The organism is Paenibacillus pabuli NBRC 13638 (genome assembly GCF_001514495.1).
Classification (GTDB): Bacteria; Bacillota; Bacilli; order Paenibacillales; family Paenibacillaceae; genus Paenibacillus; species Paenibacillus pabuli.
Genome location: NZ_BCNM01000006.1, coordinates 116,986 through 135,780 on the forward strand (window position 1 = coordinate 116,986; position 18,795 = coordinate 135,780).

The 18,795-nt window shown below is 48.8% G+C and carries 19 protein-coding genes and 1 riboswitch; of the genes, 11 read left to right on the top strand and 8 right to left on the bottom strand.

Translation table 11 applies throughout. The annotated features are described in order from the left end of the window. Nucleotides 1-129 precede the first annotated feature (129 nt). The 6 genes from PPA03S_RS10450 to nfsA all read left to right on the top strand — a co-directional run bounded on the left by PPA03S_RS10450 (nt 130) and on the right by nfsA (nt 6,527). A complete protein-coding gene (locus tag PPA03S_RS10450) occupies nt 130-531 on the top strand; it encodes a metal-sensitive transcriptional regulator (protein WP_411835342.1) in 402 nt (133 codons plus the stop codon). Between the two features lie 48 nt (nt 532-579). Further along, entirely contained in the window at nt 580-780 is a 201-nt protein-coding gene (locus PPA03S_RS10455) for a copper ion binding protein (protein WP_053779829.1), read from the top strand. Nucleotides 781-947: 167 nt separating this feature from the next. After that, nucleotides 948-3,476, top strand: coding sequence for a heavy metal translocating P-type ATPase (locus PPA03S_RS10460; protein ID WP_082704085.1), 2,529 nt, complete (start codon nt 948-950; stop codon nt 3,474-3,476). A 330-nt stretch (nt 3,477-3,806) separates the two neighbouring features. Beyond that, entirely contained in the window at nt 3,807-4,967 is a 1,161-nt protein-coding gene (locus PPA03S_RS10465) for a YhgE/Pip domain-containing protein (protein WP_062322502.1), read from the top strand. Between the two features lie 224 nt (nt 4,968-5,191). Beyond that, nucleotides 5,192-5,800: a TetR family transcriptional regulator gene (locus PPA03S_RS10470; RefSeq protein WP_062322504.1), complete on the top strand. Its 609-nt coding sequence runs from the start codon at nt 5,192-5,194 to the stop codon at nt 5,798-5,800. Continuing rightward, entirely contained in the window at nt 5,784-6,527 is a 744-nt protein-coding gene (nfsA, locus tag PPA03S_RS10475; RefSeq protein WP_062322506.1) for an oxygen-insensitive NADPH nitroreductase, read from the top strand. The genes PPA03S_RS10470 and nfsA overlap by 17 nt, the downstream gene beginning before the upstream one ends. Nucleotides 6,528-6,689: 162 nt before the next feature. On the opposite strand, the gene PPA03S_RS10480 is transcribed toward nfsA, so the two are convergent. The 7 genes from PPA03S_RS10480 to PPA03S_RS10510 all read right to left on the bottom strand — a co-directional run bounded on the left by PPA03S_RS10480 (nt 6,690) and on the right by PPA03S_RS10510 (nt 12,478). Beyond that, nucleotides 6,690-7,496 carry a TatD family hydrolase gene (locus tag PPA03S_RS10480; protein WP_062322508.1) on the bottom strand — a complete coding sequence of 269 codons (807 nt, stop codon included), beginning with the start codon at nt 7,494-7,496 and terminating at the stop codon, nt 6,690-6,692. A gap of 95 nt (nt 7,497-7,591) precedes the next feature. After that, a complete protein-coding gene (locus PPA03S_RS10485) occupies nt 7,592-8,401 on the bottom strand; it encodes an ABC transporter ATP-binding protein (RefSeq protein WP_062322785.1) in 810 nt (269 codons plus the stop codon). A gap of 133 nt (nt 8,402-8,534) precedes the next feature. Beyond that, nucleotides 8,535-9,293 carry an ABC transporter permease gene (locus tag PPA03S_RS10490; protein ID WP_062322510.1) on the bottom strand — a complete coding sequence of 253 codons (759 nt, stop codon included), beginning with the start codon at nt 9,291-9,293 and terminating at the stop codon, nt 8,535-8,537. Then, nucleotides 9,293-9,583 (bottom strand): MTH1187 family thiamine-binding protein, encoded by a 291-nt coding sequence (locus tag PPA03S_RS10495; RefSeq protein ID WP_062322512.1) that lies wholly within the window; start codon nt 9,581-9,583, stop codon nt 9,293-9,295. Before PPA03S_RS10495 ends, PPA03S_RS10490 begins: the two co-directional genes overlap by 1 nt. A 218-nt stretch (nt 9,584-9,801) precedes the next feature. Further along, nucleotides 9,802-10,839 carry an ABC transporter substrate-binding protein gene (locus tag PPA03S_RS10500; protein WP_157284063.1) on the bottom strand — a complete coding sequence of 346 codons (1,038 nt, stop codon included), beginning with the start codon at nt 10,837-10,839 and terminating at the stop codon, nt 9,802-9,804. A gap of 222 nt (nt 10,840-11,061) precedes the next feature. Then, a riboswitch (TPP riboswitch) is annotated at nt 11,062-11,174 on the bottom strand. A 145-nt stretch (nt 11,175-11,319) separates the two neighbouring features. Beyond that, entirely contained in the window at nt 11,320-12,075 is a 756-nt protein-coding gene (locus tag PPA03S_RS10505; protein ID WP_062322516.1) for an NAD-dependent epimerase/dehydratase family protein, read from the bottom strand. Nucleotides 12,076-12,091: 16 nt separating this feature from the next. Beyond that, nucleotides 12,092-12,478 carry a VOC family protein gene (locus PPA03S_RS10510; RefSeq protein ID WP_062322518.1) on the bottom strand — a complete coding sequence of 129 codons (387 nt, stop codon included), beginning with the start codon at nt 12,476-12,478 and terminating at the stop codon, nt 12,092-12,094. Between the two features lie 219 nt (nt 12,479-12,697). Between PPA03S_RS10510 and PPA03S_RS32785 the strand changes: the two genes are divergently transcribed. Beyond that, nucleotides 12,698-12,961: a DUF2798 domain-containing protein gene (locus PPA03S_RS32785; RefSeq protein WP_174532123.1), complete on the top strand. Its 264-nt coding sequence runs from the start codon at nt 12,698-12,700 to the stop codon at nt 12,959-12,961. A gap of 178 nt (nt 12,962-13,139) precedes the next feature. On the opposite strand, the gene PPA03S_RS10520 is transcribed toward PPA03S_RS32785, so the two are convergent. Beyond that, on the bottom strand, nt 13,140-14,375 hold the full coding sequence (locus PPA03S_RS10520; RefSeq protein ID WP_062322520.1) for an MFS transporter: 1,236 nt from the start codon (nt 14,373-14,375) through the stop codon (nt 13,140-13,142). Between the two features lie 380 nt (nt 14,376-14,755). Between PPA03S_RS10520 and serS the strand changes: the two genes are divergently transcribed. From serS to PPA03S_RS10545, 4 genes are all read left to right on the top strand, one after another. Then, nucleotides 14,756-16,048, top strand: coding sequence for a serine--tRNA ligase (serS, locus tag PPA03S_RS10525; RefSeq protein WP_062322522.1), 1,293 nt, complete (start codon nt 14,756-14,758; stop codon nt 16,046-16,048). Between the two features lie 320 nt (nt 16,049-16,368). Beyond that, nucleotides 16,369-17,487: an Ig-like domain-containing protein gene (locus PPA03S_RS10530; RefSeq protein WP_245683570.1), complete on the top strand. Its 1,119-nt coding sequence runs from the start codon at nt 16,369-16,371 to the stop codon at nt 17,485-17,487. A gap of 350 nt (nt 17,488-17,837) precedes the next feature. After that, complete coding sequence (locus tag PPA03S_RS10540; RefSeq protein WP_062322527.1) at nt 17,838-18,389, top strand: GrpB family protein; 552 nt, start codon at nt 17,838-17,840, stop codon at nt 18,387-18,389. Beyond that, nucleotides 18,376-18,795: a ribosomal maturation YjgA family protein gene (locus tag PPA03S_RS10545; protein WP_062322529.1), complete on the top strand. Its 420-nt coding sequence runs from the start codon at nt 18,376-18,378 to the stop codon at nt 18,793-18,795. Before PPA03S_RS10540 ends, PPA03S_RS10545 begins: the two co-directional genes overlap by 14 nt.

The window sequence follows — 18,795 nt, forward strand, 5'->3', positions numbered from 1 at the left end:
ATGTCGACGTGATTGTGCAGTTGTGGGAAGCTAAATTCATCCATTTGGAGTAAAATAATGAAATGGTCTTGCATACCCCCATGGGGTACGTTAAACTTATAACAGAACGAAAGAAAAGGGGTGTTCGTGATGGAACATCAGAGCCATCCCAAGGAACCTTTGAATTCATCCGTAACAGAGATGAGTGAAGTCTCGCAGACAGATGATCTGCAAGCCACTTCATGTCATACGGCAGGCAGTGACGGGAAGCATGTGCGCAAGAGCCATCATTCCCAGCAGATGAAGGGCAACCTGATTTCCCGTTTAAACCGTGTTGAAGGACAGATCCGCGGGATCAAGGGATTGATTGAGAAGGACACTTATTGTGATGATGTGCTGACTCAGATCGCTGCGGCTCAGTCTGCTCTCAATTCGGTAGGCAAGCTGCTGCTCGAAGGTCACATGAAGAGCTGTATCGTTGAGCGCATTCAGGCCGGAGAACATGAGGTTGTGGATGAATTGTTGGTAACGGTAAGGAAGTTAATGAAGTAACTATTTTTGAATGAACTCATCATTTATATATCCAAGGAGGAACTACTCATGTCAAATATTACGTTGAACGTTACAGGAATGTCTTGCAATCACTGTGTGAAATCGGTTGAAGAAGCCGTGAAGAATGCGGGAGCGAATGGTCAGGTTGATCTGGCAGCAGGAACTGTAGCAGTTGAATATGACGAGCAAAAAGTTAATGTGGATCAGATTAAAGCAGCCATCGAAGATCAAGGGTATGACGTAGTCTAATCATTGCAGGCTTAAACTGAACTTCCCTATGCATGGAAAGGAATTCAACAGATCTTTTCCAATGAATGAGTTCATGGTTTAAGCCTGATTTTCTGTCTTTTATATACCCCTTGGGGGTATGGATCATACGATATATTTCATATCTCATGAAGAAAGGAGCTAATCACATGGATAAGTCAACGACAACGGAAAACACATCAGCATCAGAACCCGTACCTTCACCGGAAACAGCAGGATTACAGACAACACTGCAAATTACAGGGATGACCTGTGCTGCCTGCTCTACCCGGATTGAGAAGGGGTTGTCCCGAATGGAAGGGGTCAATCAGGCGAATGTTAACCTCGCCATAGAACAAGCAACCGTATCCTATGATCCGAAGACAACGAACATCAATGCATTGCGGGATAAGGTGGAGGCACTTGGCTATGGTACAGTAACGGAATCCGTGGATCTGGACATTACAGGCATGACCTGTGCTGCTTGTTCTGCTCGAATCGAAAAGGGTCTTTCCCGGTTGCCGGGTGTATCCCGTGCAAACGTGAATCTGGCGCTGGAGACGGGACATGTGGAATTCGCAGCGGGAACGTTGAAAGCATCCGATATTACGGCGAAGATCAAACAGCTTGGTTATGGCGCAGAATTGCAGCAGACACAGGAAGATACCCAATCGGTGCGTGAGCGTGAATTACAGCGCAAAAAGTGGAAATGGATGATCTCCGCTTTGTTATCTTTGCCATTGTTATGGGCCATGGTGGGTCACTTCTCATTCACCTCGTGGATCTGGGTACCGGATCTGTTCATGAACCCGTGGTTCCAATTGGTACTGGCAGCGCCGGTACAGTTTGTCATTGGATGGCAATTCTACGTGGGAGCCTATAAAGCGCTGCGTAATGGCAGTGCCAATATGGATGTACTGGTTGCTTTGGGTACAAGTGCGGCGTTCTTCTACAGTCTGTATCTGACCCTGATCAGCGGCAATGCAGCTTCGACCATGATGGATCATGGTGGGGCGGGAATGGCTGCAGCAGCCATGCCAACTGTGGAACTATATTATGAGACGAGTGCAATCCTGATTACGTTGATCCTATTGGGAAAATGGTTCGAAGCTGTAGCCAAAGGGCGCTCTTCTCAGGCGATCAAGAGCCTCATCGAACTGGCTCCGCGTGAAGCCAGAGTGATTCGTGATGGACAGGAGGTTATTGTACCGTCGGCGTATGTAGCGGTAGGTGATCTGGTTCTGGTAAAACCCGGGGACAGCATTCCTGTAGATGGCGTCGTGGAGGAGGGGCAGTCTTCTGTCGATGAATCCATGTTAAGCGGAGAGAGCCTGCCCGTGGATAAAAAACCAGGGGACACCGTTACAGGCGCTACGCTGAACAAAAATGGAGTATTACGACTGCGTGCCACCCGCGTTGGCTCGGACACGGCATTATCTCAGATTATTAAAGTAGTTGAGCAAGCGCAGGGTTCCAAAGCCCCTATTCAGCGGATTGCCGATGTGATTTCAGGCATTTTTGTTCCGATTGTTGTAGGCATCGCGGCAGTGACATTCCTGATCTGGTATCTGTTCGCAAGTCCCGGTGATTTTGCCGGTTCGCTGGAGAAGGCGATTGCTGTTCTGGTCATTGCCTGTCCTTGTGCGCTGGGCCTTGCAACGCCAACGTCCATTATGGCTGGATCAGGACGTGCGGCTGAATATGGCGTGTTGTTCAAAGGCGGTGAACATCTGGAATCAGCACAGCAGATCCAGACCGTTGTACTGGACAAAACAGGTACAGTTACCCAAGGCAAGCCCGTGCTTACGGATGTGGTGACGGCTCCAGAATGGACGGAAGCAGAGCTGCTGCAGCGGGTGGGAGCGGCAGAGCAGAGTTCGGAGCATCCTTTGGCTGAGGCGATTGTGGAAGGAATCCGAGGTAAAGGTCTGGAGTTAACCCACTCAGAGCAGTTCGAGAACATCCCTGGTTATGGTGTGCGAGCCCGGGTTCAGGGACAAGAGATCCTGGTCGGGACACGCCGACTGCTTATGGATGCGAAAGTGAGTGTTTCCGAAGACATTATGCAGCAGATGAACAACCTGGAAGAACAAGGACGTACGGCAATGCTGGTCGCGGCGGATGGACAATGGGCAGGGATCGTTGCTGTGGCTGATACCATCAAGGAAACGTCCCGTGAAGCGATTGGCAGATTACAAGCCATGGGAATCGATGTCATTATGATTACAGGAGACAATGAGCGCACCGCTCGCGCCGTGGCAGAACAGGCCGGAATCGGTAAAGTTTTGGCTGAGGTACTGCCAGAGGGTAAAGCCGCCGAAGTGAAGAAGCTCCAGGAGAGCGGCCTCAAGGTAGCGATGGTTGGGGATGGTATTAATGATGCTCCTGCCCTTGCTACAGCCGATATTGGCATGGCGATTGGAACCGGAACGGACGTGGCGATGGAAGCGGCGGATATCACGTTGATGCGCGGCGACTTGAACAGTATTGCGGATGCGATCGAGATGAGCCGGCGCACCATGGGTAATATTAAGCAGAATCTGTTCTGGGCACTGGGGTATAACGTTATCGGTATCCCTATTGCAGCAGTAGGCTTTCTGGCCCCTTGGCTGGCAGGGGCGGCAATGGCGTTCAGCTCGGTGTCGGTTGTATTGAACTCGCTTCGCCTGCAGCGAATGAAACTGAGACGCAGTGACTGATGTTCATTAGTGGATGTGGTTCAACTTTTCATTATGCTCAAGCGTGAGCATATTGCACGGTCTGCTGCGGCGGACCGTGTTTTTTATTGAGGAAAGGTGTTTGAGATATGTTAAAGGAACCTCCCTTCCCTTGTTAATAGAGGCGAGATGTGAAGTAATGATCTTTTATGAAATGGAATTCATTGTTTGCGAAACAACATCTCCTCTTTCTGAACCTTTCAGAAATAGATTGACAATATAGACATATAGACTTAAAATTTAAAACGATCGTTTGATTTAAACAATCGTTTACATCAAATTTGAACTAATCAGTAATGGAGGATATCATTTATGTTGCAGGCTTTACGCATTTTGTTAAAAAAACCGCCAGTAATTGTGGGGATCGTGACAGCACTTATGTTCCAAGTGATCTTCAGCGTGATCTGGATGACAGCATATTCCGGAGTGAATGACCGGGTGAATGAATTGACAGTTGCCGTGGTGAATGAGGATGGAGAGCAGTCCAAGGGGATTGCAGATCGCATAGCTGAGACGCTTCCTTTCCATACGGTATCTAATCTGAGTGCTGCTGAAGCACTGGATCAGTTGAACCATCGCAAAATTCATATGGTGCTGAATATTCCAGCTGGCTTTAATGAGCTGATTCAAACAGCCGGTTCCACTGCCGAAATCAAGTACAGCATTAACGAGGCTAACCCGGTTACGATCAAAAGCATGATGCAAGGTGTATCGCAAAGCGTGACGAACACGATTAACAAGCAAGCAACAGCTCAAGGTGTACAGACGGTATTAACGGCGTCCGGAGCGCCTGCGAATCAGGCGGCTGAAGCTGCTGCCAACCTGACTTCCCGCGTGGAGGGCACGACCACATCGATCAACCCGGTCAATGGTATGAACAATCAGATGGTACCGATGATGATGGTTCTGGCTTCATATGTGGGAGCCATGATTATGGGGATGAACTTGCAGACAGCGATGGGTATGCTGTCCGCTACGCACTCCCGCTGGACATTGTTCGGCGCAAGAGTAGTCATTAACATCGGGTCTGCTCTCTTGGTTTCCCTGCTGGGATCATCATTGATTGTGGCGCTGGGCGGACAGATCGAGCAAGGATTTATCGCATTCTGGATGTTCCAGGCGCTGTTCCTCTGCACATTCATGTTCTTCTCCCAGTTCTTCCTGATCTGCTTCGGACCAGCAGGAAGCCTGTTCAACATCATTTCACTGTCACTGCAACTGGTATCTTCCGGTGCAATGGTGCCACGTGAACTGCTGAACAGTTTCTACAGTGGTATTGGTCAGTATCTGCCAGCCACATATGCCGTTCAAGGTGTTCTGAGCGTTCAATTGGGCGGACCAGGAGTTCAATCCGCTGCTGGCTCAGTTGCCATTGTACTGCTCGTGGCTGTGGCTCTCTCTTTGGTCGTGACGTCGTTAAAAAAACAACGTATGCCAGCTGGGGCTCCAAGCCCAGCTCCAATGAACAGCTAATTTGCAGTAGATGTACGGGTCTTCATAGGAAATAAACAAGCCTCCCGGTGATTCTTCGCCGGGGGGTTTCTGTTTAATAATAGGTTGAGGTGGCTGGTTTTGGAGGATCAGGCAGCACACCTTGCGCTTTGATGCACAAACTTTCATAATAATACGATAGAGCAGTGTCGCTGCAGCCCCATGAGCTGGAGCAATGAATAGAACGGACAAGAGGAGCGGACGGAATGACGGAACCGGAATTGGATATAAAAATGAGGATTTTGCTTGCAGCCAAAAAACTTTTTGCACAGCAGGGGTATGACGGGACAAGTGTTCGTCAAATCTGTGATGAGGCGGGTGCGAATGTGTCACTGGTCTCGTACCATTTTGGCGGGAAAGAAAAGGTGTTCGAAGCATTATTTGAGCACTTCTTTCCTGATCATATGATGAACGAGCTGGCTGAAGAGTCCATGTCCTCCCCCGTGGAGGGTATCCAACGAATTATAGGTGAAGTTGTGAAGTTCACGATGACGGACCGGGAGATGAGTGATATTGTGCAGCTGGAAATTACGCTGCGTACCCACCGCACAGCTACCGTGTTTCGTTTCTTGGACCCCGTCTGGACCAAAGTAAGGGAACTGCTGCGAGAAGGAAAAGAGCAGGGCGTGTTCCAAATACAATCCGTATCTTATGCAATGCTTCAGGTCATGGGGGTAGCTTTGGCGCACAAACGAGCCAAGAACTCACGGTTTAGCTTTGATTATCAGGATATGAACACAGATGAGCTGGCTGAGCAGACCATTGAATTTGTACTTCGAGGATTGGGAGTGAAGGATCATGAACGAAACCATTGAATTAATGATGAAACACCGCTCTGTGCGCAAATTCAAGCCAGACCCGGTAAGTGAGCAACAGCTCGCGACCATCGTAGCGGCCGGGCAGATGGCTTCCTCTTCAAGTAGTGTGCAGGCCTATACAGTGATTGCAGTCACCGAATCGGAGCAAAAGGCCAAGTTGGCTGAATTGGCAGGTAATCAGTCTTACATCAACGAATGCCCTGTATTTCTCGTATGGTGTGCTGATCTTTACCGTTTGAGTGATGCTGCCAAGCGTCATTTGCCAGAAAAGGAATCCTATGAGGACTCAACAGAAAACTTTATGGTTGCTACTATCGATGTTGCACTTGCATCACAGAATGCTGCACTTGCGGCAGAGTCACTTGGATTCGGAATCGTTTATATTGGCGGGCTCCGTAACCGTATTGAGGAAGTCAACGAAGTGTTGGACTTGCCAGAAGGCGTTTATCCGGTTTATGGCATGTGCATCGGCGTTGCTGACCAGGAGACAGGCATTCGTCCGCGTCTGCCGCTTGATGCTGTGCTTCACCATGGCCGCTATAATGCCGAGCAGACGCTCAAAGGTGTGGAGAGCTATGATGAAACGACAGCTGCATACATGAAGGAACGTACCCAAGGGGAACGTTCTACACCATGGTCCGAATTGATGGCGAAGCGTCTTACCGAGCCGGTACGTTTACAGATGAAATCGTTTCTCGAAGGCAAAGGGTTCATGAAGCGATAATATAAAGAACACCAAATAAGTCAGTTTGGCTGGATGCCGACTGACTTATTTTTGTGTTGCACTTCTTTTATTGGGAAACCGCACAAGGTTGCGGGGGATCACTCTGATTAAATTTACTTCCTTGGCGTGAGAGTTACCAGGGTAATGGATACGCCTAAGTGCCTAAGGCAGACCATAGAAGCGTTTCGTATTCTGATAAAAGAGACGCTCGGCCCGCTCCGTTCCCATCCCGGTCACTTCGCTCCAGGCTTGAATGACCTGTCGGGTCATGGCAGGGTGTGTCATTCTCCCCTGAAAAGGACCCTCAAAGGGCCAAGGCCCATCGGTCTCTGCCATAACCTGCTCGGAGGGATACTGTCGAGCTAAGTCGCGAATTTCCTCTTCGTATAGGATATCAGGTGTGAAGGAGACAAAGTATCCGTTGCCAGCCATTCGCTGGACGGTCCGTTTGGAACCTTTGAACCAGTGAAAGTGAGCCCGGCGATAATGATACTGCTCCAGCAGATCACAGGCGATATCGGCGTCCTCGTATACAGCATGCAGTACAATTGGTTTACCGTGCCGTTTGGCTAGCTGGATAAATCGCTCCAATAGATCAATATAGCCGCTCTGATCAAAGTGCTGTCCTGCTTGTTCGGCTTCCTGTCGATCGTAGTAAGGTAATCCGACTTCCCCAATGGCTGCGGCTCGTCCGATATGTTTCTCGATCCAGTCGAACAATAGATCCTGTTCTGCCAATGGCGGAAGGGACTGTTCGGGATGGAAACCGAAGGCCGGATATACGGCACGAGGGTACTGTGAAGCGAGTTCCAGGTTGGTCCGTGCAGAAGCCAGATTCATGGAAACGGCGATGACAGCTTCAACCTGCTGGGCAGGGAAGGAATGCAGCATCTCACGTTGTTCTTCGGGTGTATATTGGTCCAGATGAAGATGGGCATCGATCAAGGGTACAAAAGCGGTTGATTGCATGGATGGACCCCTCCTTTTTGTCTTTTACCAATGATACGCAGTGTGGTCTGTGTTGGATCACCAATTTTAGGAAAATAATAACTTAAGAACCCGCACTATTTGGATAGGCGGGTTTTCTGTTGTTCTTCTCTCATCCACTGGGAAATCTGCCGTTTACGCGCAAGAAAAGCCGATTCATCCGTAATCGCTTCACGACGCGGACGATCAAAGGGAACATTGACCTCGTGTAGTACAGTCGCAGGCCGATTGGATAGCACATAGATCCGGTCAGCAAGCAATAATGCTTCCTCGATATTATGCGTGATGAACAGTACCGAGCGGCGGTTCTGTTCCCAGATATCGAGCAGCCAGCGCTGCATGTCACTGCGCGTCAGTGCATCCAGCGCACTGAAAGGCTCGTCCAGCAGCATCAGCTCCTGAGGACTGAGCAGAGCGCGCAGAAAGGCAACCCGCTGCTGCATGCCGCCCGATAACATATGCGGATAGGCTTGTTCGAACCCGGTCAGGCCCACACTGCCCAGCCACTTGCGGGCTTCTGCGAGCGCCTCCGTCCGGGATGGAGCATTTGCGGATACTTCGCCTGCAAGCAGTACATTGTCTTCAATGGTGCGCCAAGGGAAGAGGGCAGGCTGCTGCGGCATATAGCTAATCTTGCCGCGCTGTCCGGTGACATCCTGACCGTTCATCAGGATCTGGCCTTTCTGTGGCCTCAACAGGCCGCCGATGATGTGAAACAGGGTGCTTTTGCCGCAGCCGGAAGGACCGACGATAGCTACGAATTCTCCTTGTTCTACGGTCAGGGACAAACCATCCAGAACGGGCAATGTACTGCGTCGCTCGCGGAACGAGGCATGTATATCCAACACCTCCAGCGCGGGAGGTGAGTTGTTTTCTTTTATAGCCATGGCTCCATGTTCAGGACCTCTGCCACTCGTTGGAGTGGGTACAGCCCCATCCGGCGGAGTAGCTGACCGCTCGTTGTGTTCGGGTGTCATCTCGTTATCACTTCCTAACCTTTATGTGGGGCTTATATCAAAGTTATCGCTTTTGTGGCCGCCAGCGTACGAGCAGCTTCTCCATCAGCGCAATGAGCAGGAAGAGCAGCAGACTCAGTGCCACAATAATCATGATTGCTACAAATAGACGATCTGTCCGATAGGCGGACTTTTGCAGCATCATATAGTATCCAATGCCTTTGTCTGCACCGATCCATTCGGCGATAATCGCACCCATGACGCTGTACGTAGCGGCAATTTTGATCCCCGAGAACACCGAAGGCAGCGCATGTGGCAGTTCGAGCTTCCAGAAAATCTGACGCCGTTTCGCGCCAGCCATGCGCATATAGTTCATCATCGCTGCATCGGTGCGGGTCAATCCGTCCATGGCAGCTACAGCCACCGGGAAGAAGCAGACCAGGATGATGGTAATCAGTTTGGGCAGCAGCCCAAATCCGAACCAGATCAGCAAGAGCGGCGCCAGCGCGATGGTCGGAATATTTTGGCTAAGAATAAGTAAGGGATAGAGAGCGGATTTCAGAAATGGAATCAGATGCAGTACCATCGCAATCAGTAATCCCACGAGCGTTCCTGCTGCAAATCCGATCAACGTCAGCTGAATGGTCGCCCAGGCGTGCATGCCAAGTCTCCCAGCCTGAGACGATGCTTCATGAGCGATATCCGAAGGCGCAGGCAGCATCCATTTCTCAATATGGAACAGGGAGACGGCTCCCTGCCATACCGCTATAAAGAGAATAACCGCCACTAAGGGCGGCCATACGCTTTTCCAATACGCATGCATTAGCGATATTTCTCCGTCAGGGTGTCCATGCTAAGGCCATTCGGACTATGGGCGATCTTGATCTGCGAAATGATGCTGGGGCTGCCGGCTTCCACCAGAACTTCATGCATTTTGCGTACAACCTCCAGCAGCTCCTCCAGTTCTCCCTCCATCGTGGTGTCGAGTGGGTTAACCTGATATTTCAGGCCGGACTGCTGAATGACTTCAATGGCACGATCAACGTAAGGATAGGAATTTTCGCCATTTGGCGTTTTGGGAATGACTTGAATGCTAAGTAGTGTGCTTGCCATGAAAGATCACGTTTCCTTTCGGGTTAAGTTGCATGAGTTGAACCAGCTTTACACTTTACCACTCCGATTGCAGTACCCTCTTCCGATCACTGTTATCCCCGGATTTCTTTAATGAATTTTAACGGAGGAAATCCGGGGATAAAGGTGAGCGCTTCGCTTCTTCAGATGGGTTCTGCACTCTTCGTTCTGGTGTAAAAAAAGTTAAACTTAAACAACTTTTATTGGGGTAGAAATTCGTTTGTATACGCTTTGGATACATCAACCTGCTTATCAAGCAGTTTTTTGCTAAACATCCAATCGGTGTAGTTCTGCCATACTTCCTGCTTCTGCTCACCCCAGCGCGGAGCATCATCCTGATATTTCGGACTCAGCCACTTCTGGCTCGCGAGCACAAGATCCTTATCCAGATCCGGTACGGCCTTGATCAGAATGTTGGCAGCATCTTCTGGATGTTCGATCGCATATTGATATCCTTCGGAAGTAGCTTTCAAAAACGCTTTAACCAGCTCGGGATCGTTCTGAATCGTCTGTTCATTCGTTACGAGTACAGGTGTGTAGTAATCCAGTGCTTCGGAATAATCCTTCACATACAGCATGTCGATCGGTTCGCCCCGAAGTTCGGCTTCAATGCCCGTCCACGCGTAGAAAATCCAGGCGAAGTCGATATCACGTTTCACAGCGGTGAAGAAGTCTGCATCGCCCATATTAATATTTTTTACTTTGGATACATCAGCGCCTTCGCCTTCCATAATGGACTGCATCACAGCTTCTTCCACCGGGGAGCCCCAGCCACCATAAGTTTTGCCTTCAAAATCTTTGGGAGACTTGATGTTCCGATCTACGGGAGCGGCAAATCCGGACGTGTTATGCTGAATGACTGCAGCGATGGACACGAGCGGTACGCCTTGTGTGCGGGCCTGGGTCACACTTTCCTGGTAGCTTACGCCAAAGGGTACTTCGTTCGAAGCAACCATCGTATCCGCACCTCCGGCACCTGGCTGTACAATCTCGACATTTAAGCCTTCGGCTTTGTAAAAACCTTGATCTACGGCCGCATACAGGCCGGTATGATTCGTATTTGGTGTCCAGTCCAGCACCACTTTAATGTCCTTGAGGGCTGCGTTGTCACCCTCACTGCTGTTTTCGGTGTTAGTGCTGCTGTTCTCTCGTGCAGCTTCTTTGCTGCTACCACATGCGGCCACAGTTACCAGCAGTACGCACAAGAGCAGCAGACCCATCATTTTACGCCATCTCATCTTCATTTCTCTCCTTCATGTTGTCCGGCCAGTGGCGCGGGGTACTCCTTGGCTTCATATCCAAGCTTCTTGCATAAATCGACAGATTTATACCAGCTATGATCCGGATGACGTCACTTTTTTTAGCTCTCTGGCTATATAAAAGAACATTAAAAAAGCGCCCCGGTAATCCGGGACGCGTGCAGGCGTTAGAGGTGTGGCACTCCAGCAAAGAGGCTGGGCCAATTCGATATACTCCGATTCCTACGCTGGCATGATCCAGATCAGGTCTAAGGGTCAGTATCTTGGTGGGATACACTCTCAGCCGGCCATTTCCGACTCCCCTGGGAAACTATGAAGTTAAGGGCAATAATAGTTGTAATTATAGGACAGAGGCCTATGCATGTCCAGTCAGGAACTGGATAGGGGGATGGAGGCAGTAATCAAAGAGGCCATTATATATGTGTATAACGACCGCACTTGATGTGTAATATTTAGCATTTATCGTGGCGAATCATATAAGGAAATCTGACTGAGTGCAAAAGCATCGGATTTCGGGTCATAGCCTACCTGTTTTTGAGTCGCTTCCAGATTCAATCGTTTAAACCGATTATTCGAGATTCCATGCAGTATGGTGAAGGGCTCCAGATCTGCAGCTGTAATTGCTTTGAACATCAAATCACACATGTCAGCCGGACTAATATACGCACTCATATCCCGTGCCTCCAGCACAGGTCCATCCGGTTGAAAATCATCGTATGCACCAATACGTATCGCAATACTTTGTAGACCTTCGGCATAAGCAAAATAGGAAGCGAGCGATTCACCAAAACATTTGCTAACCCCGTACAAATTCCGTGGGCGTGTCGGCATGTCCGGATAGACTTGAGCATCAATAGGATACCCCTCAATCGTCTGTGCACTGCTTGCCAGAACGAGTCTTCGCACACCTTGGTCCTTAGCTGCACGGAATATATTAAATGTACCTTTGATATTGATGTCCAGCAACGATTCATAGAACCCTGCATGCGGGGAGGGATCACCCGCCAGATGTACAACCACATCCATGCCTTCGCAAGCGTGCTGACAGGCTTCGGGATCTGTCACATCAAGGGTCATAATCTCATGGCCTGCCTCTTGATACGTATGCAGTCTGTCCGTATTCAAATCCGTTAGTCGCAGGTGAAAGGCTTCTGACAAGTGTTGGGACAAGTCACGTCCAATTTTTCCGGCTGCGCCGGTTATTAAAATGTTCATAAATCAGCTCCAATTCTTAGCGTTGGAAGAACTCAATCCATTCCTTCTCGGGTCCATAGATGAAGAAATAACGATATCCGTTAGGCAGTGTAACCATCTCTCCGTCAATAAACTCGGCTTCGGTTGCCTGAATACGTTTGTACTCGGAATCAAGATCATCGACATGGATGGCAAAATGGTGCACTGTTCCTTCAGAAGGCAGCTTGTCGCTGTACCCCTGAATCAACTCAATCTCGGTCTCGTCGCTTCCATTGAAGCCGAGAAATGCCAGTTGGATGACTCCATTGGTATGAGTCACCCGGTCCTTCAATTCAAGACCCACAATCTCCGTGTAGAATCGCAGTGTGGTCTCCAGATCACGAACGGCAATGCCGATGTGGTCAATACGCTTTTGAAAACTCATGATGAAAAATCCTCCTTGTATTCAATTAATAGTTCTACCATTTTAAGGGATATCATAGGGCTGCACACTAGGGTTGTCAAATGGGAATGTTCCATTATCCGCAAGAGGAAGACTATGAAGAGAGACTTTCCAATGGTTATGGAGTTCACAGAATGTTCACTTATGTAGGGGGATCTCTGATCTTTATACTTGTCAAAGTAAACAGAAAGGATGAGAGAATTGCCAACAACAAAGAAAGAACATATTATTTTCGGATTGATGATGTGTACGGGGATGGTTCTGATGATGTCCATATACGGAATGATCTCGGCATCTCTTGCCCATCAGCCAAGCAGTGCTTCTGTATGGAGCACGTATCTTCATACGATCGCTCGAAATTTTAGCCTGGCGCTTCCTTACCAACTTATTATTCTGGGACCACTTGTGCGATATGTATTCGGTAGGTTCATCAAGGGTAAAGGAAGTGTGATTCCTTCAACCTAATAACGTTAATTCCGATCTGGAGCACCTGAAAGTATTTCCTGGGTAATCGTCCATTGCCCTGAGATAAAGAAGTAATTGTTCATTTTTAAATCAAAAAGGCTTCGTAGCGAATGCTACGAAGCCAATCTTTTTACAGCTATGATTCATTGAATTTAATTTATCTTCTGTTCTGTAGATGTTACGATGCTGAGCTTACAGTATATCTGCGCTGCCATTGATAAGTAACCACACTGATTACCAGCAGCCCGACTGCAAAAATGGCAAGCATCCATGCAGACTGATTTACCTCCAGGTGGTCGAGACTCCAGCCTGTCACCAGAGGCAGAATGGCTCCGCCCACTCCACCGGATGCAATCAGGATGCTGGGCGTGGACTCTTCTGTTCCTGGGAGCATTTTACTGGCGAAGACGAGGGCGATGGAGAACACGCCAGACAGTGCAAGTCCCAATAACAGAATGATTAGAAAAGCCGACCAGATCTGGTTGGTGAACGGAAAGATCATCAATAACAGAACGGCCGCGAGGCAGCTGTATAGAACGTAGACGCGATATTGAAACTTCTCTGCAATATATCCGGCGAAGAGTCGCCCAACGGACATCGCAATCCAGAAGCAGGTAACGCTAAGCGTGGCTCCCGCTTCCTTCATGTTCATTTTCTCAATCAGAATGGCGGGCATGAAGTTGGCAAGGCTCATTTCGGTGCCGACGTAGAGAAAGAAAAACAGAACAAATAAGGACAGAAGAGCCAAATTGCGCCCGCGATAGGTTGAACGAGACGGCTCAATGTCTGAAGGTTTTGCACCATTTGGTGATGATGCAGCATGAGCGTGTACTGAAGTGTCGTCTGAGCTGCGTCGACTCAGCTCGCTGTCCAGCTCACCGAATGAACTTTTGGCCCAGAAAATGAAGGTCATCGCTGCACAGACAGCAACAACGAGGAACGACAGCCGCCAATATCCGGCCGAGATCAGACCGCTGGCAATGAGCGGCATGACCATGGCCCCGATACCGAATAACACTTCGAGTCGGCTCATGGCAACCGCGGTATTATCTTTAATGGCAGCAATGATGATTGTACCGATGACAGCCTCAATCATTCCGAACCCGAATCCGGCTGCAGGAGCAATGACGAACATCCAGCCCCAAGGTGGCAGCAGCATGTAGGATAACTCTGCAATGCAGAGCAAGGCCGCGGCAATTAACAGACCGCCTCGTTTGCCAAAGCGTCTATTCAACCACGGAGATAACAGTACACCCCCCAGGAACCCGGCAAATTGGGCGAAAATAAGCGTTCCTCCTTGACTGTAATCCTTGCCATAATGTTCAAGGGCAACAGGCAGGATGGAGCCGAGAACGACGTGGGCAAGTCCGATGAGGAAATAGGACAAGCAGCCAATCCAAAGCAATTTTTTCATGAAGGACTCCTTCTGAAATGATGTATAAAATGAAATATGTACAAGCTGATTCAGGGCTTTCCTGAAAACAAACAAATTCTATCATAACAGCACAGGTCAAGTTGTGCACGCGGACTTGCAATTCTGGCGAAAGTTCGTATATACTGAAACACAACAATTACAGATCGGACCATGCCGTTGAAGAGCATCCAACTCGGAGGCGTTTTCGCCAGGGGAGCGATGATTTCCCCAAGTTAACCGGAACCGCCCGTTATCGCGGACCAAGAGGCTGAACCAGAATATCTGGTTCAGCAAGTTGGGTGGCACCGCGAGCAGAGCGCTCCTCGTCCCAAGGGATGAGGGCGCTCTTTGTATTTTTACAGCCAAAGGAGACGGTGACCATGTTGGAAATGAAGTGGATTCGGGAGCATGCACAAGAGGTGCAAGCTGCGGCAGACGGAAAACGAATCGATGTGAATATCCGTGAGTTATTGGAACGGGATGATGAACGGAGAATGCTTTTGCAGGAAACCGAAGAAAGGCGCAGGGAACGGAACACCTTATCGGCGAATATCGGCAGACTGATGCAATCCGGGGATCGCGAACAGGCGGAAGGTTTGCGGGCTCAGGTGAGACAACTGAATGAGCAGCTGGAGCAGATTGAAGCCAAACTTGCGATTGTGCAAGAGGAAGTGACAAGGCTGCAATGGCTGGTACCTAATGTTGTATCGCCGGATACGCCAATGGGTGCATCGGACGAGGATAATGTGGAGCTGCGGCGTGTGGGGGAGACACCGATGTTTGATTATGCGGCCAGGGATCATGTTGAGCTGGGTGAGCTGCATGATCTGATCGATATCCCGCGCGGGGTGAAAATCGGCGGAACACGAAGCTATGTGCTGAAGGGAGCGGGATTGCTCCTGCATCGGGCCGTCCAGCAACTTGCGCTTGATCTGCTGCTGAAGCATGGATTTACCCCGATGGAGGTTCCCTTGATGGTGAGGGAGAATACGCTTTTGAACACAGGGTTCTTCCCAACCGGACGGGATCAGGTCTATGAATTGGAAGGCGAGAACAAGTGGCTCGTGGGTACATCGGAGGTACCGCTGGTTTCGTATTATGCGGACGAGATTGTGGATGTAAAGGAGCCGATCAAGCTGGCTGCGGCATCGACGTGTTTCCGCAGTGAGGTCGGATCAGGCGGGCGGGATGTGCGGGGATTGTACCGCGTGCATCAGTTCGCCAAGGTGGAACAGGTGATTATTTGTGCTCCTGCTGCGGAAGAGTCAGAACGTATGCTGCAAGAGATCACGGGACACGCCGAGGAGCTGCTGCAATTGCTGGAACTGCCTTACCGTGTGGTGGCTGTGTGCACAGGGGATATGTCGCAAAAAACGTACAAACAGTATGATATCGAGACATGGATGCCAAGCCGCGGTGCGTATGGGGAAACACATTCGTCGTCGAATCTGCATGATTTCCAGGCTCGCCGTTCGAACATCCGTTGTCGTGATGCCGAAGGAAAGCTTGCATACTGCCATACGCTCAACAATACGGCGGTGGCTTCGCCACGTATTCTGATTCCATTGCTGGAGAACCATCAGCAGTCCGATGGAAGCATTCGCATTCCGGCGGCACTTCAGCCCTATATGGGCGGTGCTGAATATTTAATTTTGCCAGAGCGGCATGAATAGGAAAAGAAAAGTGGTTAGCTAAAATAGAAAGCAAATAAGGGATGTTCCAGAAGTCATGCGTATGACTTACGGGACATCCCTTTAGGGTTATTGGGTTCTAACGAATCATGTACACGCTATTCGCTCCCTTTTTCACTGGACGGAGATGTAACGAATCATAGAGACGTTATTTCCGTCGATTAGGCGTTAGGCGAAGTCATATATATATAAATGTCGAATGTTCCTCTTGTTGAAATTCTGCTCCGATAATATTCACTTTTATACAATACGTTTCCGATATAATATAATAGAAGTAAAATTATGGATTACAGGAGATGGAGATGAAGATGAAGATGAAGCGAATGAAAATAGGACTTCGAGGAATGTTTGCTCTAATTATGGTACTTGCAGTATTGGCTCCTTCTTTTGCATTGGCGGCCACAGGTGACGTGACATCTATCGAAATAACCAATAGCAGCCCACAGAAGATGAGTGTATCCGAAACAGCTAAGCTTCAAGTCATGGCGGTTATTGAAGGATTCGATAACAAGCAGGATGTCACGGAAGGAGTCACATGGTCCACAAGTAACGCGGCTGTAGTAACCATTACCAAAGGCAAAATCAAAGCTATTGCGGCTGGTGAAGCAACGGTATATGCCCAGGTTAATGGTGCGAAGGCCCAGTTATCGGTGCAGGTTCAAGATAAAATTAAAAGCATTACAGCTTCACCGAAATCCTATAATTTTGTTAAAGGCAGTGAAAGTGCTCTCCCTAAAGTAAGCATCAAACGTGCGAACGGTAAGGAAGAAGACGTCACGTCTGAGATCGTATGGTCGGTATCGAGTGCTTCGGCAGTGCTGGAGAGTGGCAAAATTAAAGGAATTACGCCGGGCCGAGTGCTTTTACAAGGCAAGTATGGCTCAGTGACTGTTAAAGTTCCCGTGGCGATCACCGATGAGATTACCAAAGTTGAAGTAACCCCTGCTGTCATGCAGCTGAATATTAAGAAATCGAAGGCGTTGAAGGTCATCGGGACCTACGCGAATGGCAAAACGATCAACCTTTCGAAACAGGTAACTTGGATCTCTTCCAATAATAATGTAGCTACAGTGAAAAACGGGACGGTCAAAACGCTGACCGAAGGACAAGCCACCTTGACAGGAACTTATCAAAATCAGACAATAAAGGCAGAGGTTACCGTCGTCCCGTTGCTCAAAAAGCTGATTACAGGTCAGAAGAAACTTATCTTATCGCCACAGGGAAGTACAACACTGAGTGTGATGGCCCAGTATGATACAGGCAAGACCACGATTGTAACGGACAGTGCGGTGTGGAGCAGCACCAAGCCAAGTGTGGCTACAGTAACAGGTGGCAAGATTGTGGCTGTAGGTAAAGGTAAAACTTCGATTACTGCCAAGTGGGGCAACAAAAAAGTGAGCATCCCGGTAACGGTAAAATAAACTTTCATTGAATGAAGCTTATCCATTGAGTTAATTTCAACATCATGAACAGAAACAGATGGGGCGTAGACATACGCCCCTTTTAGGTATAAAAAATTTCGGGTTATTGGAACCAGATGCTTAAATTAAACAAAAACGGTATTGGATGTGATGAAGCTGAATTCTTCAATTACAAGCTCAGATAACAATTTCAATGGTTTGGCTTACTTGAAGTATCTTCTTTTCACCCTATTTTCGATACTGACATTGGGGATGAATTCCACGGTTGAGGCTATGAAGAAATCAGCCTATTCGAAGTACTTGGAAGAATTTCGAATGAAATTCAGTCCTGAAAAGGAGGGAACATCTGAATGACAGATCACCTGCAACCGGAGAATTGGCCAGCGTGGGCGACAGAATCGGTAGAGATTGTGGAGCACAATCCTGAATGGAGCTCACAGGCTCTGGAAGAAATCCAGCAGCTCAGAGACTCGTTACAGCACCTCAATATTCATAGATTTGAACATATCGGGAGCACGTCCATCCCGGGATTGCCGGCCAAGCCCATTATTGATCTGATGGGAGAAGTGCAGTCGTGGGATCACATGCATATAATTGCTGAACATCTGAATCCGATAGAATGGAACTACGTTCCACCTGAACTGGACGGTCGGGAATATAGACGATTCTGGGTCAGAGTGAAAGATGGCAAGAGGGCTGTACATCTTCATCTGATGCGCCCAGGCGAGGAACGTTGGAATCGCCAAGTCCAGTTTCGGGATGTGCTGAGACAGCGCCCGGATCTCGTAGAGGCTTATGCGGCCTTGAAAGCTAAACTTGCCGATGAAAATAAGGACGACAGAGAAGCGTATACCGCTGCCAAAACGGAATTTATTTTACAAGTGCTTGATGAAGGCATTTAATCCTGTGTTAACCTTATTTATCAAAGGCAGGCTGATTTATTTCATTGCAGTTATCCTAACCATGGCAGCAGGACTGGCGTCCAGACACTTTGGTGAACTTTTACCGTACTTTGTGCATGAGCATTTCGGGGATGCCTTGTGGGCAGGAATGATCTATTTTGGGATGCGTATGGTTTGGATTAAGCGCAGCAAAGAGTTGGCGCTGATCGTGAGCCTGATTTTTAGCTGGGCCATCGAATGTTCGCAAATGATTCAGACCTCTTGGCTGAACGACGTGCGTTCCACGATGCTGGGTGCGCTTATTTTGGGGCATGGATTTCTGGTGATGGATTTGCTGAGGTATGCTGTCGGCATTCTGTGTGTGTATACGATTGATCGTTATTTCTTAAGAAATAAGAAGGCTTGA